Below are 1029 nucleotides of genomic sequence, written 5' to 3'. Positions count from 1 at the left end.
AGGGGGGTGGTCGTGCGGGCGGTCATGGGGTGGTGGGGGGCCGTGGCGAGGGGGGCGGGCAGGCCCCAGTGGCGGTAGGCGCGGTCGGCGCGTACGACCGGGTGGTGGACTCCCTCGGCGGCCTTCTTGCCGAGGCGCTCGATGGGGTCGACGGACTGGGCGCAGCCGGTCAGGAGGGCGGACGCGGCGAGGACGGCGCACAGTGCGGCGCGCGCGGCGCCGCCCCTCACCGAGCGCCTCCGCGCACGAGCACGCACCCGTCCCCGCCCCCCATGCCTCACAGGTAGTCCTCCAGGCGGGCGACCGCGTAGCCCTCGGCTGTGATCTTGTTCAGGAAGCGGCGCATGTCGTCGACCATGGTGCCGTTCCACTCGTCGGGGCCCCGGAAGTGGGTGAGGACGATGTCGCCACGGCGCAGTCGCTGGTCGTCCTCGCGGTACTCCCAGTGGTCGACGTAGACCTCTTCGTTCCAGATCGGCGCGTACTTGATGCCGCAGGACTTGGCGGCGCGCAGGGTGTCCTGGTTGTAGTCGCCGTAGGGCGGGCGCAGGACGGTGGGGCGCTTGCCGAACTGCTTCTCCATGATGTCCTGCATCCCGCAGATCTCGTGGCGCTGCTGCTCGTAGGAGAGGCCGGGGAGGTAGGGGTGGGTCAGGGTGTGGTTCTCGAGGGAGTTGCCGTACGACTGCATCTTGCGGAAGTAGCCGTAGTCGTCCTTGACGAGGTAGTTGCTGAGGAAGGCGGTGTACGGGAGCTTCAGTTCCCGCATCATCTCCAGGAACCTGGGGTCCTTCTCGGCGCCGTCGTCGATGGTGAGGAAGACGATCTTCTGCTGGGTGGGGATGGTGGTGAAGACCGGGGGGAGGTCCCAGTCGTCCTGGTGGTCGACCTCGAAACCGGCGCGGGCGGTGATCTCCGGCTTGGTCGCGGGGCGCGCGGGCGGGGTGAGGGGGACCTCGTTCAGGCCCCATTTGCGGGCGGCGGCGGCCATGCGCCGCTGCTCGGCGGCGCGGGCGGCGGCCGCGTCCG

General features: G+C 70.5%; 1 protein-coding gene and 1 pseudogene. Both read right to left on the bottom strand.

What is annotated here, in order from left to right; all coding sequences use genetic code 11:
• A pseudogene (locus GTW40_RS18290) lies at positions 1–230 on the bottom strand (polysaccharide deacetylase family protein); the annotation flags it as partial.
• Between the two features lie 47 nt (positions 231–277).
• On the bottom strand, positions 278–1029 hold a 752-nt coding region (locus GTW40_RS18285), incomplete at its 5' end, for a polysaccharide deacetylase family protein (RefSeq protein WP_237525571.1).

This window comes from Streptomyces sp. SID4985 (assembly GCF_009863025.1).
Taxonomy (GTDB): domain Bacteria; phylum Actinomycetota; class Actinomycetes; order Streptomycetales; family Streptomycetaceae; genus Streptomyces.
Note: the sequence above shows the minus strand (reverse complement) of the source record. Positions and strands in the feature narration are given on the sequence as shown.